Origin of the sequence: Sphingobium yanoikuyae (genome assembly GCF_013001025.1) — a bacterium.
GTDB lineage: Bacteria > Pseudomonadota > Alphaproteobacteria > Sphingomonadales > Sphingomonadaceae > Sphingobium > Sphingobium yanoikuyae_A.
The window spans coordinates 2462864-2481805 of the sequence record NZ_CP053021.1; the positions used below are offsets into that span (position 1 = coordinate 2462864).

13 protein-coding genes are annotated in these 18942 nt (G+C 62.6%); 12 read left to right on the top strand and 1 reads right to left on the bottom strand.

The features are described 5' to 3' along the window. Positions 1–89 precede the first annotated feature (89 nt). From HH800_RS12185 to xth, 3 genes are read left to right on the top strand one after another with little or no spacing between them, the layout of a single operon-like run. Complete coding sequence (locus HH800_RS12185) at positions 90–1052, top strand: GNAT family N-acetyltransferase (protein WP_235682102.1); 963 nt, start codon at positions 90–92, stop codon at positions 1050–1052. Between the two features lie 23 nt (positions 1053–1075). Beyond that, positions 1076–3595, top strand: a complete 2520-nt coding sequence (ligD, locus tag HH800_RS12190; RefSeq protein ID WP_169861232.1) for a DNA ligase D — start codon at positions 1076–1078, stop codon at positions 3593–3595. Beyond that, positions 3592–4422, top strand: a complete 831-nt coding sequence (xth, locus tag HH800_RS12195) for an exodeoxyribonuclease III (RefSeq protein ID WP_169861233.1) — start codon at positions 3592–3594, stop codon at positions 4420–4422. Before ligD ends, xth begins: the two co-directional genes overlap by 4 nt. A 143-nt stretch (positions 4423–4565) precedes the next feature. Here xth and HH800_RS12200 read toward each other — a convergent pair whose 3' ends face one another. After that, positions 4566–5525, bottom strand: coding sequence for a LysR family transcriptional regulator (locus HH800_RS12200; protein WP_169861234.1), 960 nt, complete (start codon positions 5523–5525; stop codon positions 4566–4568). Between the two features lie 117 nt (positions 5526–5642). On the opposite strand from HH800_RS12200, the gene HH800_RS12205 reads away from it, so the two are divergent. From HH800_RS12205 to HH800_RS12245, 9 genes are all read left to right on the top strand, one after another. After that, positions 5643–6719, top strand: coding sequence for a Rieske 2Fe-2S domain-containing protein (locus HH800_RS12205; RefSeq protein ID WP_039570625.1), 1077 nt, complete (start codon positions 5643–5645; stop codon positions 6717–6719). A gap of 47 nt (positions 6720–6766) precedes the next feature. Next, positions 6767–7819: an aldo/keto reductase gene (locus tag HH800_RS12210; RefSeq protein ID WP_169861235.1), complete on the top strand. Its 1053-nt coding sequence runs from the start codon at positions 6767–6769 to the stop codon at positions 7817–7819. A gap of 13 nt (positions 7820–7832) precedes the next feature. After that, on the top strand, positions 7833–10043 hold the full coding sequence (locus tag HH800_RS12215) for an acyl-CoA dehydrogenase (RefSeq protein WP_169861236.1): 2211 nt from the start codon (positions 7833–7835) through the stop codon (positions 10041–10043). A gap of 12 nt (positions 10044–10055) precedes the next feature. Further along, the gene (locus HH800_RS12220; RefSeq protein WP_235682103.1) at positions 10056–10877 is read left to right on the top strand and encodes an enoyl-CoA hydratase/isomerase family protein; all 822 of its coding nucleotides are present in this window, start codon (positions 10056–10058) and stop codon (positions 10875–10877) included. Between the two features lie 58 nt (positions 10878–10935). Then, entirely contained in the window at positions 10936–11667 is a 732-nt protein-coding gene (locus HH800_RS12225) for a nitroreductase (protein ID WP_169861238.1), read from the top strand. Between the two features lie 33 nt (positions 11668–11700). Further along, on the top strand, positions 11701–12171 hold the full coding sequence (locus tag HH800_RS12230; protein WP_169861239.1) for a nuclear transport factor 2 family protein: 471 nt from the start codon (positions 11701–11703) through the stop codon (positions 12169–12171). A gap of 616 nt (positions 12172–12787) precedes the next feature. Next, positions 12788–13945: a DUF6361 family protein gene (locus HH800_RS12235; protein ID WP_169861240.1), complete on the top strand. Its 1158-nt coding sequence runs from the start codon at positions 12788–12790 to the stop codon at positions 13943–13945. After that, a complete protein-coding gene (locus HH800_RS12240; protein WP_169861241.1) occupies positions 13942–15750 on the top strand; it encodes a phospholipase D family protein in 1809 nt (602 codons plus the stop codon). The genes HH800_RS12235 and HH800_RS12240 overlap by 4 nt, the downstream gene beginning before the upstream one ends. After that, a complete protein-coding gene (locus HH800_RS12245) occupies positions 15747–18830 on the top strand; it encodes a DEAD/DEAH box helicase (RefSeq protein WP_206379219.1) in 3084 nt (1027 codons plus the stop codon). The genes HH800_RS12240 and HH800_RS12245 overlap by 4 nt, the downstream gene beginning before the upstream one ends. Positions 18831–18942 lie beyond the last annotated feature (112 nt).

An 18942-nucleotide genomic window follows, 5' to 3' on the forward strand; every position in this document is an offset into this window, starting at 1 on the left:
CGCGTATCATCACAGGTCGTTCCGGTCGTTGCGTCAGCCCGAATCCGCGAGACGCCAAGCCGGCCCTGCCGGATCGGCGGAGGCCCCCGTTGCTGGTCGATCATGAGATGACCGGGATCAGCGACGAACAGCTTCGCGAGATGGCCCAGCACCGGGGGCTGAGGCTGGTCAAGTCGCGGCGGCGCAAGCCCGGCACGGGCGATTTCGGCAAATACGGACTGACGGATATGGGCGGGGAAGCTCTGCTCGGCATCGGAGCCGATGGCCTGACCGCGAGCGCCGATGACATTCAGGACTATCTGCGCAGCAGCGAGCAAAACACGTGGAAGCAGTCGGCCGATACGACGCCCGATCGACCTGCTCGTAAGGAGACACCCCGCCCGCCCGAGCCGGAGAAGGAAGACGAGCCCATCCGCCGCCGTGCCAAACGCATATCGCCGGATCGTCCGGCGCGGCGGGAACAAGAAGAATCGGCGCCGGCGCGACCTAAGACTCCCTCGAAAGCCAAACCAAGACCGTCCCTTCGGCTCGTTCCAAAAGCTGCGCCGGAGCCAGAATCGGAGCCCGAACCCGGGCCCGCACCCCAACCGGTGCTGCGGGTTCGCGCGGCCACCACAGAGGATGCCGATGCGCTTGCGGCCCTGCTAAGCCAGCTCGGTGGGGTCTCTCTGGAGAGCGCCGACGTCGCCGCTAATCTCACCAGCGCCCGCAAGGCCAGGGCCGGCATGGTCGTGGCAGACCTAGGTGAGATCGTCGGCTGTTGCGGGTGGGCGGTCGTCGCGACTGTCCATCGTGGCGCCGTCGGCCGGTTGACCGCGCTGGTCGTCGACAAGGCGCATCGTCGCCGGGGCGTCGGAACGGCGATGCTGGAAGCCGCCGAAACCGCGCTGGCAAAGGCCGGCTGCGGCCAGATCGAGGCGATGAGTGATATCACGATCAACAACAGCCACAATTTCTTCCGCTCTTTGAAGTTCGAGCAGGCGAGCTATCGGTTCGTCCGAACGATCAGCGAACAGGCATCCGGGGAACGAGTCCGCGGCGGCGAGGATTAAGTAGGCGATCGATCGGAACCACCATGGCACGAGGCTCGATAACGAAAAGCAGTCCGGCAGAGGAGCGTCTCGCCAAATATCGCGCCAAGCGCGATTTTGCGCGCACCGCCGAGCCGTCGGGCGCGACCGAGCCCACGAATGGTAACGGGTTCGTCGTCCAGAAGCACGCCGCCTCCCGCCTGCATTATGATTTTCGCCTCGAACTCGACGGCACGCTGGTGAGCTGGGCGGTCACGCGCGGACCGAGCAGCAATCCGGACGACAAGCGTCTCGCGGTCCGCACTGAGGATCATCCGCTCGACTACGCCCGCTTCGAAGGCACGATCCCCAAGGGCGAATATGGCGGCGGCACCGTGATGCTGTGGGACAATGGCACCTGGGAATCGATTCCGGGCAAGGACCCCAGCCAAACGCTGCCCGAAGGCCATCTTCACTTCATTCTTCATGGCCGGCGTATGCGGGGCGAATGGATCCTTTTTCGTCTAAAGCCGCGGGGCAAGGAGAAGGGTGAAAACTGGATCCTGCGCAAGGTCCAGGATGCGTTTGCCGGCGGCTCCGACGATCTTGTCGGCACCCATCTCACCAGCGTCGACACCGGACGCACGATGGAGGAGATCGCCGCTGGCAAGGCCGCGCCCAAACGCAAGGCGAGCGCCAAGGCGTCCCCCTCCGAGAAGCCTGGCTCGATCGCGCCGAGTGCGAAGCGAAACAGCGCGAGAAAGAAGGGTATTTTGCCACCGTTTCAGCCGGTGCAGCTTGCCGCTCTCGTCGATCATGTGCCGCCGGGCGATCACTGGCTGCACGAACTTAAATATGACGGATATCGCACGCTGATCGCGCTCGGTGCCGGCGAGGGGCGCGCCTATACACGCTCAGGCCTCGACTGGTCCGACCGGTTTGCCGGGCTGATCGCGGAAGCGCTCAAACTGAATGTCCGCAGCGCGCTGATCGATGGAGAGGCCGTCGTCACCCTTCCTGATGGCCGCACCAGCTTCCAGGCCTTGCAGGCGGCGCTCAAGAGCAGTCCCGAAACCATCGACTATTTCGCGTTCGACCTGCTCGAGCTCAACGGCGAAGATCTGACGCGTCTCCCGCTGATCGAGCGGAAGGAGAAATTAGCCACTCTCATTGGCGAGGCCAAGGGACGTATCCGCTACTCCGATCATATCATCGGCAATGGCGAGAAGCTTCTTGCCAGCTTCTGCGGTGCGGGCCTCGAAGGGATCATCTCGAAGCGTGTCGATGCACGGTACAGCGGGTCGCGCGCCGGAACCTGGCTCAAGACGAAGTGTATCCGCCGTCAGGAGTTCGTCATCGTCGGCTGGACGACGTCGGACAAGCAGCGCGGGTTCCGTTCGCTGCTGCTGGGCGTGAACGAATACGGCAAGCTGCGCTATGCGGGCAAGGCCGGCACCGGCTTCACCGCCGACGAGATCGAGCGGCTTATGGAGATCATGGCGCCGCTCGAACGCAAGGCTCCGACTGTCGACGCGCCGCGCGCCGCCGTTCGCGGTGCGCACTGGATCGAGCCCAAGCTTGTCGCCGAGATCGCCTATGTCGAGTTCACCGATGAGGGCGTGCTGCGCCATCCGAGCTATCTTGGTCTGCGCGAAGACAAGAAGCCAGAAGCTGTCGTGATCGAGACCGAGACACCGGTGGCTGTCGCGACCGCCCCCGCGCGCAGCAGCGTCAAGATCAGCAATCGCGAGCGCGTGATCTTCCCAGAAGGCAAGCTCACCAAGGGCCAGCTCGCCGACTATTATGAGATCGTCGCGCCCATCATGCTGCCTTGGGCGGGCAGCCGGCCGATCAGCCTCGTGCGCTGTCCGCAAGGCCGATCGAAGAAATGCTTCTTCCAGAAGCACGATGCCGGCAGCTTCGGCGACGAGGTGAAACAGGTCGGCATCCGCGAGAAGGACGGCCATGACGAACCCTATCTGTTCGTCGACACGCCGACAGGGCTGCTCAACTGCGTGCAGATGGGGACGATCGAGTTCCATGGCTGGGGCGCCCGGATCGAGGATGTCGAGAAAGCCGATCGGCTCGTCTTCGATCTCGATCCCGATGAGGGGCTGGACTTCCAGGATGTCGTCTCGGCCGCCTCCCATGTTCAGGATGTGCTCGCCCAGATGGGCCTCACCACCTTCCCGATGGTCACTGGCGGCAAGGGCGTCCATGTCATCGCGCCGCTCACACCCTCGGCCAAATGGCCCGTGGTGAAGGACTTCGCCCATCGCTTCGCCCTGGCGCTCGCGCAGGCCGAGCCGGAACGCTTCACCGCGGCCCTGGCCAAAGCGAAACGGACGGGCCGGATCTTCATCGATTATCTGCGCAACCAGCGCGGCGCGACGGCGGTGATGCCGTACAGCGCGCGAACCCGCGAACATGCGCCGATCGCGGTGCCGCTGACTTGGGAGGAACTGCGCGACCTCGACAAACCCTCGCACTGGCATGTCGGTGACGGGGCGGAGATGGTGAAGCGTGCGGCGTCGAAGAATCTGGCGCATTGGGGGCGCGCCGATCAGATCCTCCCCGACCTGTGATCATCGCGACTTACAATGTGAACGGCGTCAATGGCCGCCTGCCGGTATTGCTGCGCTGGCTGACCGAACGCCAGCCCGACATTGTCGTCCTGCAGGAGTTGAAGGCGCCGCAGGAGAAATTTCCGCTGAGCGCGATCCGCGACCTTGGCTACGATGCGATCTGGCACGGCCAGAAAAGCTGGAACGGCGTCGCCATCCTCAGCCGTGTCGGCGAGATCCATGAAACGCGCCGCGGCTTGCCCGGCGATCCCGACGACACGCACAGCCGCTATATCGAGGCGGCGGTCAATGGAATCCTGATTGGCGGCCTCTATCTGCCGAACGGCAATCCCCGCCCCGGGCCCAAGTTCGACTATAAGCTGAGCTGGTTCGAACGGCTAATCGAACACGCCGCTAGTCTGCTGGAAACCGGCTTTCCGGTGATGCTCGCGGGCGACTTCAACGTCATCCCGACAGATCTCGACGTCTATAAACCAGAGCGCTGGCTCGACGACGCGTTGTTCGCGCCCGAGGTACGGGCCGCCTATTTCCGTCTGCTCGATCAGGGCTGGATAGACGCGCTACGAATGATCCACCCAGGGCAGGTGATCTACACCTTCTTCGACTATTTCCGGAACGCCTACGCGCGCAATGCAGGCCTGCGCATTGATCATCTCCTGCTGAGTCCGGCGCTTGCCGATCGCCTCGTCGACGCGCAGGTCGACCGGCACGTTCGTGGCTGGGAAAAGACCAGCGATCACGCACCAGTCTGGGTCGCGCTCGCCGACAAGCCGAAGCGTCGCCGCCGGCCGGAAGCAGCGGCCACCGAAGCAGGAGCACCGCTATGAAGATCGAGAGTTTCGTCCTCCCCGAGCACGACTGGGTTGCCGACAACCCGCGGCTAGAGGTGAATCTCAATGCACTATGGGCTCGTCCTTGAAATACCTTTCCCGGAGGGAAAACTCGCCAAGCGACCCAGCGCCTGGGCAGTTCAGGTCATCGCGTTTTCGACACTTGCCAAGTCAAGCAACCACGTTGCGGGCCAATCCCCGCTGTCAACTGTTTGGCAAAGGACGCTGTAGAACACCCCGTGAAATTGTTTGTAGGTACTGCGAGCTATTCGCCAATGGGCCTGCACCGAAACATGAGTGAGCTGGAAGACCGTGGGGTCGACGATCCGCGCATATACGAGTTGCCCGCTCTCAATTTCACGCTGTACGCTCAGCGGCGTGACCACCGCAAACGCGGCCCCCGCGATGACGAGAGATTTGCTGATCGTCCGTGATGAGACATCAAACGCGATCTTGATTTTGCATGCCCGGCGGGCCGCCAGCTTTTCCAACATGACGGTGAGGCTTGCCGGAGCCGGCGGCGCCACGAGTGGATAATTCTCAAGCTCCGAAAATGTCACTTCCGAACGGCCGGCGAGGCGTGATCCGGGGCTTCCGACAAGAATCAGGTCCTCGCGGGCAACCTCGGAATGGAAGAGGCGATCGTCAGGCGTCAATCCACTGAGCAGGGCGATATCGATCCGGCCGTGCAGCAATTCGTTCGCCAGCACCGCAGAATCTTCCTCGAGAATGCTCAATCTGAGGTTTGGCATTTCGGCGGCCAAGCGGGTGATAAGGCGCGGTCCGATCGGCCCAGCCAAGCCCGGAGGCAGCCCGATCTTCGCATGCGCTTCGACGCGCGTAGAAAACGATCGTGCGTTGGCAAGCACAGTTTCGATCTGCTCAAGGGGATGGATGAGGCCGGACCTCAGATAATCGCCTTCTTCGGTAAGCTGCATGCCGCGTGCCACGCGCTTGAACAGCTGCACCCCGAGATCGGTTTCCAGCAGCTGCATCTGTCGGCTGAGGGCCGGCTGCGCAATGCCGAGCGCACGCGACGCCGCATTGAGCGAGCCTTCCTCGGCAATCCGCAGGAAATAGGTCAGACGGCGCAGTTCCATCAGCGACCTATAGTGGATCGGCATACCTTGGGCACGAATATTGTAGTGGTGGCATGTACCCATCGCCACCTAACAAGAGAAGCGGGCTCGGAACGGGCCGTTTGATGGGAGGCGAGCATGGCGACGAGCGCCGAGTATCGGCTGGGCGATTACGCTTTTCCGCGAGGTTGGTTCGCCGTCGCGCAAAGCGCCGAAGTCGGTCGCAAACCCAAAAATGTCCGTTACTTCGGTCAGGACATGATCCTTTACCGGGGCACCAGCGGGCGAGTGGTCATGCTCGATGCATATTGCCCGCACATGGGCACCCATATTGGTAGCGGCCCCCATTCAGCGACGACCACGTCAGATACCTTCATGGAGGGCGACAACATCCGTTGTCCCTTTCATGCTTGGAGGTTCGGTGCCGACGGTGTCTGCAACCACATTCCCTATCACGACGGCCCCATCCCGCCCGCTGCAAGGGTAAACAGCTGGACGGTCGAGGAACGGTACGGAATCGTCTTCTGCTGGCACGATCCGGAGGGATTGGCGCCCGATTTCGAAATCGCCGAATTTTACGAATGGGGGCAGCCCGACTGGGCGAGTTGGACCGAACTCGAGCTTCTGTGCGATCTCCAGCACCCAATCGAGATTTTCGATAACATGTCGGATGTCACGCACCTGGATCATCTCCACGGCGGCAGTGTCACTTCGTACGAAAACGAGTACGACGGCCATATTCTCCATCAGCGTCAAAGCGGGAACACGACCGAGCAGGGCGAAGGCATTTACGCATCGACCCTGACCACACTGGCCGGTTACGTCGGACCCGGCATCGCATTCGGTCATTTCGTCGAGATCGATGCCAAGCAGATTATCTGCGTCACTCCGATCGAAGACGGCACATGCCGTCTTTGGCAAGCGGCGATGCTGAAGATTCCGCAGGGCCTGACGGCCGAGCAGGCAGAGATTGCCCGAGGGCGCCTCAGCGCCTCGATGGGCAACGGGCTGATGCGCGACGGCGAGGTTTGGGCCACGAAGCGCCCGGCCATCAATGTCATGCAGATGCCAGGCGATGGGCCGTTCCGACAATCCCGCATCTGGTACAGCCAGTTCTATAATCCGCGCGAAAAGACTGACAGCATCCTCAAGCGAGCCGGCCGACGGCAGGTCGCCAAGGGAATGCCGCCATTTACGTTGGGCGCTGCTCAATAGAGCACGCTTCGCAAGTTCTCAGGGTGATCTGGCCCGAAGGGGGATGTTTGGAATATCGCCAACTAGGCACAACAGGCATTACGGTGAGCGCATTCGGGCTCGGCGTGATGACCTATGGCGGACAAACACCGCAAGACGATGCCATGCGCCAGCTGGATCTGGCATTCGCTTCGGGCATCACCTTGTTCGACACGGCAGAGAATTACCCGACACCGCTCAAAGCTGAGACGCAGGGGCGATCCGAGGAAATTCTAGGCAGTTGGATCGCAACCCGGGGGCTGCGCGGAAAAGTCGTTATCGCCACCAAAGTCGCGGGGCCGAACGGCGCCGGAATGTCTCTGGATTACCTTCGCGGGCCAAACCGGCGGCTCGACCGAACCAACATAGCTATGGCTATTGACGCCAGTCTGAAGCGCCTCGGAACCGATTGCATCGATCTTTATCAGGTCCATTGGCCCGAGCGCGCGATCACCACGCTCGGACGATCGCGTTTCTCGCAGGTTGCCGAAGATCCAGTACAGATCTCGATCGAAGAGACCTTGGATGCGCTTGGCGAATGGGTGCGCGCCGGCAAGGTTCGCGCGGTCGGCGTCTGCAATGAATCTCCGTGGGGCGTGATGCGCTACCTGAAAGCGGCCGACCAAGGAGCCGCCCCCCGTGTCGCATCGATCCAGAACGGCTACAGCCTGCTGGACCGCTCATTCGAGCTGGGACTGGCCGAAGTTTCCATGCGCGAGCAGCTCGGCTTGATCGCTTACTCGCCGCTGGCCGGCGGCACGTTGACCGGAAAATACGGCAGCGACCCTGGCCCCATAGCGGGCAGTCGCTCAAGCGATTCCGCGGCATTCCTGTCCCGGTTTACACCGGAGAGGCAAAAGGCGATCGCCGCTTACACGCAGCTGGCGCGTGATCACGGTATGGAGCCCGCGCATATGGCTCTGGCATTTGCCCGCTCCCAGCCATTCATGACCAGTGTGCTGATGGCAGCGAGTTCCGTCTCCCAGCTCGAGAGCAATCTGGGCGCGATCGATCTCGCCGTCCCCAAGGATCTCGCGAAGGCCATAAATGCGGTGCACGACGCCCATCCCAATCCCAGATAACCGGACTGAGACGATGAACTTCGGATTGAACGATGAGCAGGAGCTGCTGCGCGATACCTTTGCTCGCTTCTTCGACGAGCACAGCTCCATGGCGCGGGTGCGGCAAGCCGGGGAAGCCGGCGGCTTCGATCTGGCGTTATGGCAGGGCCTCGCAAACCTTGGCACTTTCGCCATGCGGGTTTCGGAAGCGGCCGGGGGACTAGGCCTCAGCACGCTCGATGCCGCCTTGGTGCTCGAAGAAGCGGGACGGACCCTGGCATCAGGTCCACTTGCCGAGACGATCGTTGCCGCTGCCTTGCTTGGCGAGCTTGGCGAGCCGAGCGCAGAGCCTGTGCTGGGGCAAGTTCTGGGTGGCACTCGCATCGCGACTCTGGCCTTCCATGACATTGCGAAGCGGTCTGTTCAGTGGCTGGCGGGCGGAGCTGTCGCAGACCTTGTCATCGCCCGCGACGGTAATGAGGTGGTCCTGCTGTCCCTCACGCCTGAAAACCGCAAAGCAGAGGGCAACCTCGCGTCCAACGGCATCGGCGAGGTCGACCTTTCCCGCGCCGCGCGGGTCGATCTCGCATCGGGTCAGGAAGCTGTCACTCGCTTTGCCGCCGCCATCGAGGAGTGGCGCCTGCTCACCAGCGCAATGTTATCGGGCCTTGCCAGGCAGGCCGTGCATCTGGCGGCTGACTATGCCTGCGAGCGACAGGCGTTCGGCGTTCCGATCGGAACGTTTCAGGCGATATCGCATCCCCTCGCCAATTTCATTACGGAGATCGATGGCGGCAAATATTTCGTCTGGAAAGTGCTCCACGAGGTGGCTCATCGCACGCCGAAAGCCGGAGCCCTCATCCCTCTGGCACTGTGGTGGAACGGCCGGGTCGCGACCATGGCCGTCGTGCAAGGCCTTCGAACATTCGGCGGGTATGGGCTCACCACAGAGTACGATATTCATCTCTACAACCTGCGCGCAAAGGCGCTGCAGCTCATCGCCGGCGATCCCGATCGCTTGCTTGGCGAGGCTGGGGCGCGGCTTTATGCGAACACGGGCTCGGCGCTTCCCGATGTGGGCGAGATTTCCATCGATTTCGATCTGGGGTCCGAAGCGGCAGAGCTGGCTGCAGAGCTTGATGCGTTCTTCCAGGAGACCTTGACGCCGGACCTGAGAGCCCATGCCCATTACTCGTGGGACGGTCATCATCCTGCGGTTCACAAGAAGCTTGCCGAGGCGAACCTCCTGTTCCCAGCATGGCCCAAGGCCAAAGGCGGGCGCGGCGTTTCGCCTTATGCCAGTCACGCCGCCGCCCAGGTTTGGGAAGAACATGGTTGGTCCAGCCATGCCAAAGGGACAACGCAGATGGTCGCTGCGATCATCGAGCGCTTCGGCAGCGAGGATCTGAAGCGAGACGTGCTGGAGCCGATCCTTGCAGGAGACGTGATCTGTAGTCTCGGCTATTCGGAACCGGGGTCGGGATCGGACGTCTTTGCCGCACAATGCCGGGCAGTGCCCGAGGGCAACGGTTGGCGTATCGACGGCACCAAGATGTTCACCAGCGGTGCCAATCTGTCCGACTACGTGCTGATGCTGACGCGCACCAACCCGCAGGTGGCGAAGCATAAGGGCCTGACGATGTTCATCCTGCCGCTCAAGAGCGACGGGGTGAGCGTGCAACCGGTCTTCACTTTCCAGGACGAGCGCACGAACGTCACCTTCTACGACGGCGTTTTCGTGCCCGACAGCTACCGGCTTGGGGAAATCGACGGCGGGGTTAAAACCATGAGCGCCGGTCTTGAGCTTGAGCATGGCGGAGGCTTCTTCAAGTCGCAGTTCGCACTCCTGCGCGCGGCAGAGGCTTTATGCCGGGAATTGCAGGGCGCAGAAGGTGGCCCGCTGATTCAGGAGCCTTCGGCACAGCGCCGCCTTGCGCGGGCGACGGCACACTGCCTGATTTCAGAGATGCTGGGCCTGCGCTCGCTGTGGGCAACCGAGGAAAAGCAGCCCATTCCAGGTGCGGGGCCGATGGCGAAAATGTTCTCTTCCGAGAAGTTCCTGGAGGACGCTAACGACCTGCTCGAGCTGACGGCGCCCGCGTCGCTATCCAAACGGGACGGACCGGCCGGCTTCATCAACCTCAGCTATCGGCATGCCCACGGCACGACCATCTACGGCGGCACAAGCGAAGTTCACCGCAGCATGATCGCCGAGCGCGCGCTTGGCCTTCCCCGAAGCCGCTGATGGGAGATGACCATGGCTGACGCACCTCACATGCTTGTCGAGATCCAGGGACCGATCGTCATCTGCACGCTCAATCGGCCCGAGAAGCTCAATGCAATGACCCAGGGGATGATGGACATCTTCCGGGAGGCCCTCACGCTCCTGCGGGACAGCGATGAATTGAAGGTCATGCTGATCCGGGCGACCGGACGTTATTTCTGCGCAGGGGCCGATCTCAAGGGCGGGAAGAAGCCGGCCTCGATGACGGCTCGCGGAATCCGGGAAAATCATCGGCTCGGCGTCTATGGCGTTCGCGCGATCTACGATGAGATGGAGCACATCGAAAAGCCGATCGTCATCGGCCATCATGCCAAGTGCGTCGGCGGCGGACTGGAGCTCTCGCTGGCATGCGATTTTCGTTTCGCGGCGGAGAGCGCGTCCTATGCTTTCCCCGAAGGCCTCTTCGGCGTTCTTCCCGCATCCAACGGTGTAAGCCGCTTGACGCGTCTGTGCGGACCGCACTGGGCACGCTGGCTGATCATGGCCAACAAATCGGCATCCGCGGATCTCGCACTCACGATCGGCCTCGTCCACCAGGTCTTTCCCGATGAGTCGTTCGAGCAGGACCTGATGGAATTCTGCCGGCACCTCGCAAGGCAAAACGGCGAGCAAATGGGCGCCGCCAAAGTGGCCGTCGAACTTGCTGCCGAGCTGGGTCGCGATTCAGCGGCGCATGTCGAGCGGATGGCGAACAGCGCTCTGATGCTGAACCCCGATTATCTCGAACGCCTTGAAACCTACCTCGCCGGGGTCGGCTCGAAGGACAAGTTGGCCGATGCGGGCGAACCGGCATGAAGTCGCCCCGGATCACGACCTCTCATTTGGCCGCGCCGCGCGGCATCAAGGATAAGCGATGAAACAGGAAATTGAGGCAAATCGATCGGTCTCAACGAGGGGCGACGCAAAGGCGCCTGCGGCAAGCCTGACCGTCACCGCTGCGGTCATGAGCCGGCGCGCTACCCGCGCGTTCACGAACCGGCCGGTCGCGCTCGATGTGTTGAAACGCGTGCTGGAAAAGGCCCGCTTTGCGCCGTCGGGATGCAACTTCCAGCCATGGGAAGCGACCGTCCTCACCGGCGCGGCGCTTGGCGACCTGCAAGCGAAGATGCGGCAATTGCCGCCGCAGGATCCTGTGGAATACGTGATCCAGCCCGCCGACATCGGCGCCGACTATCTCGCACGCCTGGCCGAGAACGGTGATCGACAGTACACGGCCGAAGGTATTGCCCGGGACGATGCGGCAGGTCGTCAGGCTTCGGTAATGCGCAATTACTGCGGGTTTGGCGCCCCAGTTCTGCTGCTGTGTTATTTCCCTCGCGTCATGGGACCGCCGCAGTGGTCGGACATCGGCATGTGGCTCCAAACCGTGATGCTGCTTTTGCGAGAGGAAGGGCTGGATAGCTGTCCCCAAGAGTTCCTGTCGCTCTACGCCCGGGTCATCAAGGACCACATCGGCGTCAGCGATGAAACCCACATCTTCTTCTGCGGGCTCGCCATAGGCCATGCCGACCGAACAGCACCGGTCAACAACTTCGAACGGCCTCGCGTCCCCTTGGACCAGCAAGTTCGCTTTGTGGGTTTTTGAAACGGCCGATTACCTTCACGGGAGGAATGAGAAATGGAATTTGATGTCGCATGCTGGCGGGGACCGGCCCTGCCCCTAACCCCTGAGGAGCTTGCCGATCATTACGCGGCTGGACAGCTCTGCAAGATCTACGCGCTGGGAATGGACCTGCGCGACTATGACTTGGCGCGCAGCGCGTTCGCCGACGAGGCGAAGATTCAGGGGAAGGTCGGGCTTGAACCGGTCGATGAAAGCCTGCCAGCAACGTACGCGGTTGCCTCTAGCTTCAAGGCTACGCAGCACCTCATAGCGAACCAGCACGTCGCGCTAAACGGCGACCAGGCGACCGTCTGGAGCTATGGTGTTGCGCACCACAAGGTCGCAAAGGGTGACGAACGAGACGAAATCATCGCCGGCGTCCAGTACCGCGACACCTGCCGCCGTTATCCCACAGGCTGGCTCATCGTTGAGCGCAGCATCGCTAATCAATGGGTCGACATGCAGCCCCGCGCCTCGAAGATCTGACGTCCTGAGGCCCATTGGTGCGGCCTCAACACTACGGTCTGTCGATGGATGCCGATCAGCTTGGCTGTGATGTGTGGACCGGCGCTGGGGCTGGTCCTTTATCTTTGACGATCTATCATCTTGAATTGTCGTAAAAAACGGCGTTGGCCGGGGTCCCGATAGGCGCCGTTCGGGACCCCGGAATGCGCCAGTTTAAGCCTAACAATCAACGCAATAGCTTCCGTGAGAACCGGGTCCCACTCTAATGCTGATCCACACGCTGATTCGCGTGCGGACAAACCCGGAAGCATGGCGGCTGAATTTGAGGGACATTTGTAATAAGCGCCATCATCCTCCCATTTTAGGGACCGTTGCCTATCTCAAACAGCCGTTGCGCGTACGGATTGGTTCAGGAGGAGCTTGGACAAAGCCCACGTCGCCCTCGGCTAGGCGGCGCCATTCCGACGAAGGACTTGATCGGCCCTCCTTCCGGGGGCCAGACTGTACCTAGTAGGCTTGGTCGTCCTGACCGCGGTCGAACAGCGACCCGATTCGTCGCGTTCCGGGGGGAACCGTAAGCTTGTCGTCTTTTGGTTTTACGTTCCTATCGCGCAAGGCGCTTGGGCAAGCAGAGCAGATGATGTTCGGTGCCAACGCCGGTGTGCGCGACGAGGTCGGCTTCCTCATCGTCCACCAACGCTACTCGGATCATCTTTTTCCAGGCACGTCCGTCCTGCACACCCGATTGCGCTACGCGCTCCTCATTCCTTGGCTGTATCAAAGCCTGCGCGCCAAGCGACCCGTGCCGAAGGATTTCGCGCAGGCCTTCGTCGATCTCGAACATGCCCTGATCGGCCGCCTTCAATTCAAGGAAGGTGCCGGCGAGCCGGACGGTGTGATCGGTGGTGACGTCTTCCCCCGCGCCATCAGCCAGCCACCGGCCTATGTGTATTGGACCGCGCTCGCCAAATGGGGACTGATCAGCACGCGGCCCGACGGGCGCCCCTGGAGCCGGTCGGACATGGCGAGGCTTCTCGCTGCCGGAACCAAGAAATCCCTCCTCGACGATGACGATAAGCCGCTAGAAACGGTGGCGTGGCCGATCACCGGGATGATCGAAGCGCCTCCTGAATGGAACGGCACCGGCAAGCTGACTCTCGAACTCTCCGACCCTGAGCGGGAGTTCCTGGCGCGCAAGCTGCGCGCGGTACGCTCGCCAACCGATCCACGCGAACCTTCGCTCCTGTCCAGGCTGGTCGGGCGCCCCCTCTCAGACGTGTCACATTGTTGGAACGACGAGATCCTCGGCGTGGCAGGCAATGAAACGGTACGCCTGAAGCGCGCAGGACAGGCCGCCGCACTCTCAGCGATCGGCCGTGCCATTTATGCCGCCTTGGTCGAGACCCTGAAGGAGGAGCGTGACAAGCGTCCGCAAGAGAGGGCACATCGAGAGGATCTCGCCAAAATCATAGCGGAATGGGGCGCCCCGGCCGCCGCCCTCGATTTCGCCCAGTTTCTCGACGACGTCGGTCACCTACCGGCCCCCGTCGAGGCAGCGCTTCGCGAAACGCATGCGTGGGTCCGCTCTAAGGCCAAGGATCCCCTCCCATTGCTCGGCGTCTATGAGAAGGCCGAATATAGTCGCAAGGGCGACCGGGCCCGCCTCGCCAACAACCAGTTCGGGGTCGATCGGCGCATGGAATGGCAAGCCGACAAGCATGGCTATGCCGAGCCGCTGCACTATCGCTGGGGCAATGTGAAACGCCTGCTTCGGGATCTGGAGGGCGTCGCGTGAAGGAGCGGCCGCCAGCCTGGCCTGGGCAGCCCTATCTCGACGAACTGCGGCCAGAGCGCGGCGAGACCGTTCGGCTCGCCTTGTTCGCGACCTACTCGGTAGACCTGTCCGCGATCGCGGCAACGCTGCTGGCGCTGATCGGACGGAACAATGAGAAGGGAAGCGGCGCCGCGATCGATTTCGCGGAGGCCGTCGATCAGTTACGCGACCGAGTGCGGATCATCATTCAGCGCGGAAGGATAGCGAAGCCGATCGCCCTGCCCCGCGTCGCGGGTATTCTTGATCAGTTCGTCGTCGAGCAAACGCATGACGAGCGCGAGCGGAGCTGGCATCCGAAAATCGCGCTAGTGGCTTACGAAAACGAAAAGGGGGGGACGCGGTGGAAGTTCTGGATCGGAAGCCGCAATCTCACCCGAACCCAGGATCTGGAGCTCGGCGTCCTTCTCGACGGGCGCGAGAAGCGCGGCAAAGGCAGGGCAGCCCTCAAGGGCGTTGGGCAGCTTGGTGCTAACCTCGCCAAGGCAGCCGGGCGCTCTGACGCGTCGGCTATTGGCGGGGAGTTGGATACCGTCTGGTGGGAAGCGCCCGAGGGCTTCTGCCTACGCGCTCTCCTCGATGGGCTTATCGCCGACGTTGCTCTCCCGGTCGCCCCTCCCAAGGGCGCGATCGACGGCCTCACGATCGTCAGTCCGTTCCTGTCTGCCGACTTCTTGAAAACGGCGGGACGGTGGGGGCCCGACGGCTCCCGAACCTTGATTTCGTCGATGCCAGCGTTGGTCGACATGGCGAATAGACCGAGTGCCCCGCTCACCGCCTTCTCGCGCGTTCTCGCCTATGCGGCTCCGGACGAGACGATCGAGAAGACGCTGTCGGCGCCTTCTGCAGCATCGCCAGCCGAGGACGACGACGCCGAGCCGCAGCCAATGGCGCTTCACGCCAAGTTGGTCGCCTTTCATCGCGGCGAAACGACGATCGTCCGGGTCGGCAGTGCAAACGCCACTGGGCGCGCCTGGTCAGGGCGCAATTCGGAAGTGATGATCGAACTCGAGGCGAGCGACGCCTTCAATCCCGGCCTCGAATTCCTGATCGGGAAGGCCACGCCAATCACGATCGACGAGCTCGCGCAGACGAAGGCCGCCGACACCAGTGCGGTCGATGCGCTCGAGGAATCCCGCAAGGCACTGATAGCGTCTTGGGACCCGATCTTGCGCCGTGATGGAGATCGCTTCGTCCTGGACGCTAGAGCGGTACCGCGGCTTGCCCATGAGGGACACCTTTTCTCCGCCGGGCACGCCAACAGCGACCTTCTCGCATGGCCGCAAAGCGGCACTCGCCTCGATCTGGGGATACTGCCGCTGTCGATCCAATCCGCGTTCATTCAGGTCCAGATCGCATCGGGCGATGAGGCGCTACGGTGGATGCAGCGGGTGGAGGTCGATCCGCCCCTTGATGAGGCGCGAGACCTCGCTGCGCTTGCGACCCACATGGGCCTGCGCGCCTTTCACGACTGGATGCGGGCAAGGCTGAACGGCGAGACAATTCCCGCCGGCGATTTCGCCTGGGACGAAGATGTGGGTGGATCAGCCAGGACGCGCTCGTCCTTCGGAGACGGGCGGTTGACGCTTGAAGATATTCTCACCGCCTGGGCGCGAGACCCGGGCGCGTTCGCAAGGGTCGACAAGCAATTCGCCCCCTACGTCGAAGCGCTGCTTGCTCATGACGGCAGCCTCACCGCGGAAGAGAAGAAGGATCTGAACGAGCTCCGGCAGATCTGGGCAATGGCCCGCACGCAGCTCGTCCCATGAGCGCCTCTTCAAAGCCCTTCCAGAAGGCGACCATCGCGGCCGCGACACAGGCTCTTCGGGGCGCTAACCCGCTGCGCCGATTCCTCGTCGCCGACGAGGTCGGCCTCGGCAAAACCGTCGTTGCCCGTGACACGCTGGCCGCCCTTTGTGAAAAAGCGCGCAAGTTCACGGTCTATTACATCTCTAGCGGCCACAAGGTGGCCGATCAGAATAAAACCGAGCTGCTGCGCTTCCTCGACGAAGAGGCAGCGGACGCAGCGCTCTCGAAGATCGACCGCGTCGGCCTCATCCCGTTTGAACAGAAACGCGCCGGCAGCCTGCGCCTCTACGCGTTCACCCCCCTCACCTCGTTCTCGGGCACGAAGCGCCTCTATGGCGGGAAGGCGGTCGAGCGAGCCTTCATCAAGTTGCTGCTGGACGAAATCTACCCCGGCCTGACCGACGCATTCCCGAAGAACTTCATCGAGCATGGTGCCACGACGGGCTGGCGCTGGGCGGTCGCCGAGGCTCAAGAAAAGTATGCGCACGCCTCCTCCGGATTCAAGACCGCCTACGGTCGGGCGCTCCGCAGTGAATTTGGCACGCCGGCGCGTGACGCGATCGCCAAGATGGCCAACGATTCCACGATTTCGGATGGCCACACGATCGGCCTGATGCGGAAAGCGCTGGCGCAGGCGGCGCTCGACTCGGCTATGCCGCATCTCGTGATCCTCGACGAGTTCCAGTGTTACCGCGAATTGCTCGACGCCAGCGCCGACAATCCCCTCGCGCGACAGCTGCTCCACGGAAAGGACGGAGATACCGCCCCGCCCATCCTGCTGCTCTCCGCCACGCCCTATCGCTTCTACGCGGAACGTTGGGAAACCGGAGCCGGCGCCGCACCCCATATCGAGCTTTTCGATCTAATCGCGTTTCTGGGCGGCGCCGACATTCGCGCGAAGGCGGAGACGCAATTCCGTCGGTTCGGCGACCTGCTCCATCTTATTGGCCGGCTACCGGTCGAGAGCCGCCAGCCTGCGATCGCGGAGGCAGAGACGATCAAGCACGACCTTGAGGCCCTGCTGACGCCCCTCATGTCGCGGACCGAGCGCCCGGCAGTCCGAGAAGGCAAGGAGCCGCCGCCAAAGCCGGTGCGGATCGAACCACACGACCTCGACGTCTACCGCCATTTCACCAACGGGGTCGACGAGAAGCTAAGGACGTCGACGATCGCGTACTGGCTGTCGGTTCCCCTGCCCGCCCAGTCGCTTGGCGAAAGGTATCAGATCGCGCGGGACCGAGACTTCCCGGCCACGCGGAGCGTTCCGCGGCTTGGCGTCACCACTTGGTCCAAACCTCCGCGGGATGGTTGGGGGAGTGCGAAGCTTCGAGCGCTCAGCGAAATCGTTTCGACCGAAGCGCTGGCCTTACCCTGGATGCTGCCCTCGCTCGCCTGGTGGGACGTCGCCGGTCCATGGGCGAAAGTCGACCAGCCGCAGAAAATGCTGATCTTCAGCCGGTTCAGGGCTACACCCCAGAGCGTGGCCGCCCTCGTCAGCCTGGAGGTCGAACGCACGTTCGTGGCGAAACCAAGCCTCCGTTATCAGGACGCCTGGAAGAAGCGCCACCTCAACCCCAAGCCCAATCAGGGGCCGACCCTGGCGCTCTTCCACCCTAGCCCATTCCTGATCCGCGCGGTCGATCCACTGGATGTCCGCGCCGGCGCATCGATCAAGCAGATCCGCGCCCGTGCCCGGCAACAGATCATACGCGCGCTGCCGGCATCCATTGCGCCTCAAGCCCCTAACAGGCGCGATGGTCGCCGCCGCAAGCCCGGATGGGCGGTGCTCGCCGCGATCGAAGCTGCGCAAAGGCAGCCCTACGCGCGCGAATTTGCAACGATCCAGAGAGACTGGGCTTGGGCCGCCCCGAAGGACGCCGCGCTGCAGTCGCTTCTCAAGCTGCGCGATGAAGCAGAGCCGATCAGCTGGATCAGCAAATGGGAGCTCGACGCCCTTGTTGACATCGCGCTGGGTGCGCCGGGTGTTGTCGCGGGCCGAGCGCTTTATCGGCACCTGCCGGACCTGTTCGACTTCAAAGCCAAGCATTTCCGCAAACTGGCGCGGTTCTGCTGGACGAAGCTTCGCACCTATCTCGATCGTCCGGTTTTTTGGGCCGTTCTCCCTGGAAAGGACGCCACGGCCAAATATCAGCGCGCCTGCGTTGAAGGCTGCCTTGAGGCAGTGCTCGATGAGCATTTCTGGCTGCGTAAATCGAAGGTCGGCGCGGCCGGCCTGATCGACGATCTGTCCGCGGCGTTGTCCGCCAACATTGGCACGTTCGGCTTCAAGGGTCCGGCCAAGAAGGACAAGATCCGCATTCGCTGTCATGCGGCCGTGCCGTTTGGTGCGACCGAAAGCGAGACCCTGCGCCAGGATCAAGGCGACGACACCCAGAGGCCCGCTCGTTCGGAGGAAATCCGCAGCGCCTTCAACACGCCCTTTTGGCCCTATATTCTCGCCACCACGTCAGTCGGTCAGGAAGGTCTCGATTTCCATAGCTGGTGCGACCGGCTCGGTCACTGGGATCTATGTTCGAGCCCGGTCGATCTGGAACAGAGGGAAGGACGCGTTCAGCGCTTCGGCGGGCTAACGGTGCGGCGCCCGCTCGTCGCAAAGCTCGGGCCCGACGCCTTGGCCGCAGCGCGGAGCGATGGCAGTTCGCCCTGGGAGGCGATCGCAGCCTGCGCCAACGAGACCTTCAAGGACGACGAAACCGGTCTCACGCCATGGTGGACCTTGCCCGGCGCAGAACTCAAGCGGCACCTGTTCGCGCTGCCACAGAGCCGCGACATTGATCGCTTCGCGAAGCTGAAGACCCAGCGGCTGCTCTACCGAGTGGCGCTTGGCCAACCCGATCAGGAGGATCTGGTCGAGCTTCTCACCAATGACGATCCCGAGGCCATGCGCTCACTGCAGCGCCTTACGCTGGACCTATCTGCCTTCGCGCACAAGACACCAGACCAGCCTCAAACGGCGGGCGCGCCCACAATACTAAGCATCTCGCCTGAGCCAGAGACCATGGCAGTGCCGTCATCATAGACTTCCACTTCCTCTCCGGTCGCGAGCCAGTGCGTCTTGAACGACATCTGGTTCTGCCAAATCGTCCCTGTCGAAGTCGGGTCGGTGCCAGAGATCAAGAACTCGTGGATCT

Bases quoted from the DNA above. Each gene is read 5' to 3' on its own strand.
- ligD (WP_169861232.1), top strand. From the start codon at position 1,076: ATGGCACGAGGCTCGATAACGAAAAGCAGTCCGGCAGAGGAGCGTCTC.
- HH800_RS12200 (WP_169861234.1), bottom strand. From the start codon at position 5,525: ATGGAACTGCGCCGTCTGACCTATTTCCTGCGGATTGCCGAGGAAGGC.
- HH800_RS12205 (WP_039570625.1), top strand. From the start codon at position 5,643: ATGGCGACGAGCGCCGAGTATCGGCTGGGCGATTACGCTTTTCCGCGA.
- HH800_RS12215 (WP_169861236.1), top strand. From the start codon at position 7,833: ATGAACTTCGGATTGAACGATGAGCAGGAGCTGCTGCGCGATACCTTT.
- HH800_RS12220 (WP_235682103.1), top strand. From the start codon at position 10,056: ATGGCTGACGCACCTCACATGCTTGTCGAGATCCAGGGACCGATCGTC.
- HH800_RS12225 (WP_169861238.1), top strand. From the start codon at position 10,936: ATGAAACAGGAAATTGAGGCAAATCGATCGGTCTCAACGAGGGGCGAC.
- HH800_RS12230 (WP_169861239.1), top strand. From the start codon at position 11,701: ATGGAATTTGATGTCGCATGCTGGCGGGGACCGGCCCTGCCCCTAACC.
- HH800_RS12235 (WP_169861240.1), top strand. From the start codon at position 12,788: ATGATGTTCGGTGCCAACGCCGGTGTGCGCGACGAGGTCGGCTTCCTC.
- HH800_RS12245 (WP_206379219.1), top strand. From the start codon at position 15,747: ATGAGCGCCTCTTCAAAGCCCTTCCAGAAGGCGACCATCGCGGCCGCG.